This is a genomic window from Pseudomonas extremorientalis (assembly GCF_001870465.1).
GTDB classification, from domain to species: Bacteria; Pseudomonadota; Gammaproteobacteria; order Pseudomonadales; family Pseudomonadaceae; genus Aquipseudomonas; species Aquipseudomonas extremorientalis.
In genome coordinates this window covers 85,179-91,233 of the sequence record NZ_MDGK01000053.1, presented here as the reverse complement: position 1 = coordinate 91,233, position 6,055 = coordinate 85,179, and the positions used below count along the sequence as shown (strand labels likewise).

At 64.1% G+C, this 6,055-nt stretch carries 1 protein-coding gene; it reads right to left on the bottom strand.

Annotation, left to right across the window (positions count from 1 at the left end; translation table 11 throughout):
- A partial coding sequence (locus BFN10_RS20985; RefSeq protein WP_139221118.1) for a non-ribosomal peptide synthetase occupies positions 1 to 6,026 on the bottom strand: 6,026 nt, incomplete at its 3' end.
- Positions 6,027 to 6,055 lie beyond the last annotated feature (29 nt).

Below are 6,055 nucleotides of genomic sequence, written 5' to 3'. Positions count from 1 at the left end.
TCGGGCGTGCGTGCAACCTGTTCCTCGATCAATTGATGCACGCAACGCTGCCGTGGGTAGTCACGTGCAGTGGTGTTCCACTCCTCCACCACCTGTCGGCGCACAGCGCCCGTCAGCGACGGCAACTCGCCCACACGCCGAGGCGTGGAACTGGCCAAGCTGTTGAGCAGGTGCTGGAAAGACTCGGCCAACTGCTGAATCTCGGCGTCGCCGAACGCCTGCACATCAAAGCTGAACTCGAACTCCAGAGCTGCCCCGGCGCCTAGCAGCACCGTCAGCGGATAGTGGGTCTGCTCGACGTTCTGCACACCGCTGAAGGTCAGTCCAGCCGAGGCGCCTTCGGCCAACGCTGCGGACACCGGATAGTTTTCAAACACCAGCAGCGTGTCGAACAACGCCGCGCCGCTCGTACCCGCCCAGCGCTGGATATCGAACAACGGCGTATGTTCGTGTTCACGCAGGCTGAGATTCAGTGTCTGCAGTTGCTGCAACCATTCCCCTACCCACAACATCGGACTCGGGTTGGCGATAACCGGCAAGGTGTTGATAAACAGGCCTACCTGCTGCTCCACCCCCGTTAACCCTGCTGGCCGACCGGACACCGTGGCGCCAAACACTACGGTGTCCTGGCCGGTCTGGCGTTGCAGCAACAACAACCAGGCGGCCTGCACAAGGGTGTTCAGGGTGACTTTTTGGGTCTGGGCAAAAGCCTTGAGTTGGGTAGTTTGTGCGATGCTCAGGGCCAGTGTGTGCCTGCCTTTGGCGGACGACGGATCAGACGCAGCGCCCCGCGCCAGGCGCGTTGGCTGCTGCAACGCAGTCAACTGGTCCTTCCAGAAGGCTTCGCTGGCAGCCGGGTCCTGAGCCTGCAACCAACCGATATAGTCACGGTAATGCCCTTGCAGCGTCGGAAGTGGTCGGCCGGCGTAGCACTGCAAGACCTCGCCGAATAATTGCGCACGGCTCCAGCCATCCAGAAGAATATGATGATTGGTGTAGATCAGATGAAAGCGATCGGTATCGGTGCGCACCAGTTTCAGACTCAGCAGCGGTGGCTGCTCCAGTACAAAACCTTGCGCCCGCGTCGACTCGCTCAACGCGTCCAGCGCGGCCTCCTTATCCGGCCGTGCCTGCCAGTCGTATTCAGCGAACGGCAAGCACGCTGCGCGATACACCGCTTGTAACGGCTGCGCCAGGTCCTGTTGCCAGACAAACCCGGTGCGCAGCATGTCATGTCGCGCCAGCACCTGCTTCCAGGCGAGCTGGAACCGAGGTACGTCGAGGCCGTGGATGTCAGCGCGCAACTGACTGACGTAGATATCGTCCCGGCCCTGCTGGTAAAGGCTGTGGAACAGCATGCCCTGTTGCATCGGCGACAGCGGATACAGGTCCTGTACCTCTCGCGATGGGAGTGCCAGACCATCCAGCTGTTCTTGGTTCAGCTGCGCCAGGGTCACATCGGCCGGGGTGAACGCACCGTGTTGCGGGTCCACGCAATGTGCGATCAGCGCCAGCAGCTCACGCCGGTAATCGTCCACCAGCCCCTGAATGGTCTCGGCCTTGTACATCTCACGACTGAACCCCCACCGCAGGGCCAATTCACCACCGTACACCTGCCCTTCCACCGTCAGCCAGTTGGCCAGCGGTGCCTCGGGGTCCTGGGCCTGACCACTGCCCTGGTCAGCCGGAACGAACAGCGCTGCCTCGTTGAACTGGCGATCGAACTGCCCCAGGTAGTTGAAGGTGATGCGCGGCACAGCCTGTTTTGACAAGGCTTCACGCGCACCAGCTGCGCCGAGGTAACGCAGCAGGCCATAGCCGATACCTTTATGCGGCACCGCACGCAGTTGCTCCTTCACCGACTTGATCGCCGCCGACAGCTCGCCGCCGGCCTGCAGGCGCACCGGGAACAGGCTGGTGAACCAGCCCACGGTGCGGCTCAGGTCGAGCGTGTCGAACAGGTCTTCGCGACCATGGCCTTCCATTTGGATCAGCGCGGCGGGCTGCTCGCTCCAGCGGCTGATGACGCGCGCCAAGGCGGTCAGCAGCAGTTCGTTAACCTGGGTGCGATAGGCCGCCGGGGCGTCTTGCAGCAGTTGGCGGGTGTGTTCGGCGCTGAGGCGGATTTCGAGTGTGGTGCCCAGGCGGTTTTGCAGGCCGCCCAGGGGGTTATCGCAAGGCAGATCGGCGCTCGCGGTTTGGGCCTGCCAGTACGGCAGTTGCTCGTCCAGCGTCTGCGCGTGGGCCTGTAACTGCTGCGCCCACTGCTGGTAGGCGCTGGTCTTGGCCGGCAGCGCGGCGTTGCGATAGGCCTGTTGCAGGTCTTCGAGCAGGATACGCCACGATACGCCGTCCACTGCCAGGTGATGCACCACCAGCAACAGGCGTTGGGTGCCGTCGGCCATCATTGCCAGGACCGCACGCAGCAGCGGGCCCTGTTCAAGATCAAGGCTGCGTTGAGCCTCGTCGCACAGTGCGGCCAACTCAGCCTCGCCGGCGACCTGGGACTGCCATAACGAAGCCGATGCAACCGGCTCGGCGTGGGCCTGGCGCCAACCGTCCGCTTGTTGCACAAAACGCAGGCGCAAGGCGTCGTGATGGTTGATCAAGCGAGTCAAGGCGGCCTCAAGGCGCATGGGCTCCAGCGCCTCACGCGGAGTCAGCAGCAACGACTGGTTCCAGTGCTGGCGTGCCGGGATCGCCTGTTCGAAAAAGCTGTGTTGCACCGGTGTGAGGAGCACATCCCCGGTGACCGGCCCCTGGTCGACGAGCGTCGCCTGTTCGAAGGTCGCCACCCGCGCCAGGCTGCGCACGCTCTGGTACTGGAACAGGTCCCGCGGGCTCAGGCGAATGCCCGCCTGGCGCGCACGGCTGACCACCTGGATGGAGATGATCGAATCGCCACCCAGTTCGAAGAAGTTGTCTTCCAGGCCGACATGCTCCACGCCGAGCACATCGCTCCAGATTGCCGCGAGGGCTTTTTGCACCTCGCTTTCCGGGGCGACATAAGCCTGCTGGGGCGCAGCATCCGGCAATGGCAAGGCCTTGCGGTCGAGCTTGCCGTTGGCGGTCACCGGCAGCTTGGCCAGGGGCACCAGATGGGTCGGCACCATGTATTCCGGGAGGCTTTCGAGCAGCCAGGCCTTGAGGTCGACCGGCGTTTCGTCGGCCAGCACCAGGTAGGCCACCAGTTGCTTGCCACCCTGCACCAGCACCACGGCTTCGCGCACCGAGGGGTGTTGCATCAGGCGTGTCTCGATTTCGCCCAGCTCGATACGCAGGCCGCGCAGCTTGACCTGATGATCAAGGCGGCCGAGGTATTCGATCACCCCATCGGCGCGCTGGCGCACGCGGTCGCCGGTGCGATACAGGCGCACACCGTCACCGAACGGGCTCGGCACAAAACGCTCGGCAGTCAGTGCCGGGCGCCGGTGGTAACTGCGCGCCAGGCCGGCGCCGCCCAGGTACAGCTCACCGCTGACGCCCGCAGGCACCGGGTTGAGCTGGGCATCGAGCACGTACGTAGCGAGGTTGGCGATGGGTCGACCGATGGGCACGCTGTCGGCGCCTTCGTCGACGCAGGTCCAGTGGGTCACGTCGATGGCAGCTTCGGTCGGGCCGTAGAGGTTGAACAGGCTGGCCTGTGGCAATTTGGCGAACACTTGCAACTGCGCATCCAGCGGCAAGGCTTCACCGCTGCACACGATGCGTCGCAGGCTGTTGCAGGCGTGCACCCCCGGCTCATGAATAAATGCCTGGAGCATCGATGGCACGAAGTGCAAGGTGGTGATGCAGTGCTGCCCGATGGTCTCGATCAAGCGCGCCGGTTCGCGGTGTTCGCCGGGCGCGGCGACAACCAGGCGCGCGCCGGTCATCAGCGGCCAGAAGAACTCCCACACCGACACGTCGAAACTGAACGGGGTTTTCTGCAGCACCGCATCGCTGGCGTCCAGGCCATAGGCCTGTTGCATCCAGCACAGGCGGTTGACCAGCGCACGATGGCTGTTGCCGGCGCCCTTGGGCTTGCCGGTGGAGCCGGAGGTGTAGATCACATAGGCCAGGTTCAGCGCCTGCAGGTCGACGCTTGGCGACTGGCGGTTGTAACCGTCGAGCCAGCTCGCGGGCTGGTCCAGGGCAATCACCTGGATGCCCTCGGTCGGCAGCAATGGCAACAGGTCGCGCTGGCTGAGCAGCAACTGGATGCCGCTGTCGTCGATCATGTAGGCCAGGCGTTCCCGGGGGTATTCAGGGTCCAGCGGGACATAGGCGCCGCCGGCCTTGAGAATGGCGAGCAAGCCGACCACCATTTCGATGGAGCGCTCGACGCAGATCCCCACCAGCGTGTCAGGGCCGACGCCTTGCTCGCGCAAGGCGTGGGCCAGCTGGTTGGCGCGGGTGTCGAGCTGGGCGTAGGTCAGCGTGGTTGCACCGAACACCAGCGCCGGTGCATCGGGCGTGACGCGGACCTGGTCCTCGATCAGGTGATGAATGCCGCGCTCGGTCGGGTACGCCTCGGCAGTCTGGTTCCATGCGTGGACCAGCACCTGCTGCTCATCCGCGACCAACATCGGCAGTTCGCCGATGCGCTGCTCACCGTCGGCCACCATGGCCTGCAACAGGCTGAGCCAATGCCCGGCCATGCGCTCGATGGTTGGCGCGTCGAACAGGTCGTTGGCGTAGGTCAACGCGGCATGCAGGGTGCCGGATTTTTCATAGGTGTCGAGGGTCAGGTCGAACTGGGTGGTGCGGCCTTGCCACTCCACCAATGCCAGTTCCAGGCCGGAGGCGGTGCTGACACTGGTAATGTCGGCCACCACCGGCTGGTGGTTGTACATCACCTGAAACAGCGGCGTGTGGCTCAGGCTGCGCTCGACCTTGAGGGCTTCCACCAGGCGCTCGAACGGCAACTCCTGATGGGCCTGGGCGCCCAGGGCGTGCTCCTTGATGCTTTGCAGCAACTCGGTGATGCGGGTTTGCCCGGTCAGCTCGGTGCGCAGCACCTGGGTGTTGACGAAGAAACCGATCAACCCTTCGACTTCAGTGCGGTTGCGGTTGGCGATCGGCACGCCGACGCGGATATCGTGCTGCCCGGTGTAGCGATGCAGCAACACGTTGAAAGCACCGAGCAACAGCATGAACAGGGTGACGTTGTGTTTTTGCGCGCAGCCGCGCAGTTGCATGGCCAGCGCAGGCTCAATCGCGAAATTGTGGCGTGTGCCCTGGTAGCTCGGCATCGCCGGACGCGGGCGGTCGGTGGGCAGCTCCAGCACCGGGTGCTCATCGCCCAGGCGCGCTTGCCAGTAATCCAGTTGGCGCGCCTGCTCCCCCGCTTCCAGCCAGCGGCGCTGCCACAGGGCGTAATCGCTGTACTGGATCGGCAAGGCCGGCAGTTGCGGGGGTTCGTTGCGCTCGTGGGCGTCGTAGCAGCGGATGAACTCGTCGATCAGCACATTCATCGACCAGCCATCGGAGACGATGTGGTGCAGGGTCAGCAGCAGCACGTGTTCCTGCGCGTCGAGCTTGAGCAATTGCACGCGCAGCAGCGGACCGTTTTCCAGGTCGAAGGGCAACAGCGATTGGCGGGTCGCGGCCTCGTTGACGGCCTGTTCGCGCGCGGGGGCGTCCAAGTGGCTAAAGTCGAGTTGCTCGACGGTCAACGGCGTGTCCGCCGGCACTTGCAACAGGCGCTCGTCTGCCTGGCGCTGGAACCCTGTGCGCAGGGTTTCGTGGCGCGCGACCAGGCTGGCGAACGCCTGCTCCAGCGCGCAGAGGCTCAACGCCCCTTTGAGTCGCACTGCACCCGGCAGGTTGTAGGCGCCGCTGGCCGGGTCCAATTGCCAGAGAAACCACATGCGCTGCTGCGCGTAGGACAGTGCCTGACGATCCTGCGCCTCCACCCCTGCCGGAATCGGAAACCGGGAAAAATCCACGCCTTCTTTCTGCAAGGCCTGCAGGAACAATTGGCGCTTTTCCAGGGGCAACCCGATAAACCGGCGAGCAAGTTTCAAGGAGTCTTCAGCATTCATTTCTTGGAGTCCGGAGCAATAGGCAGGAA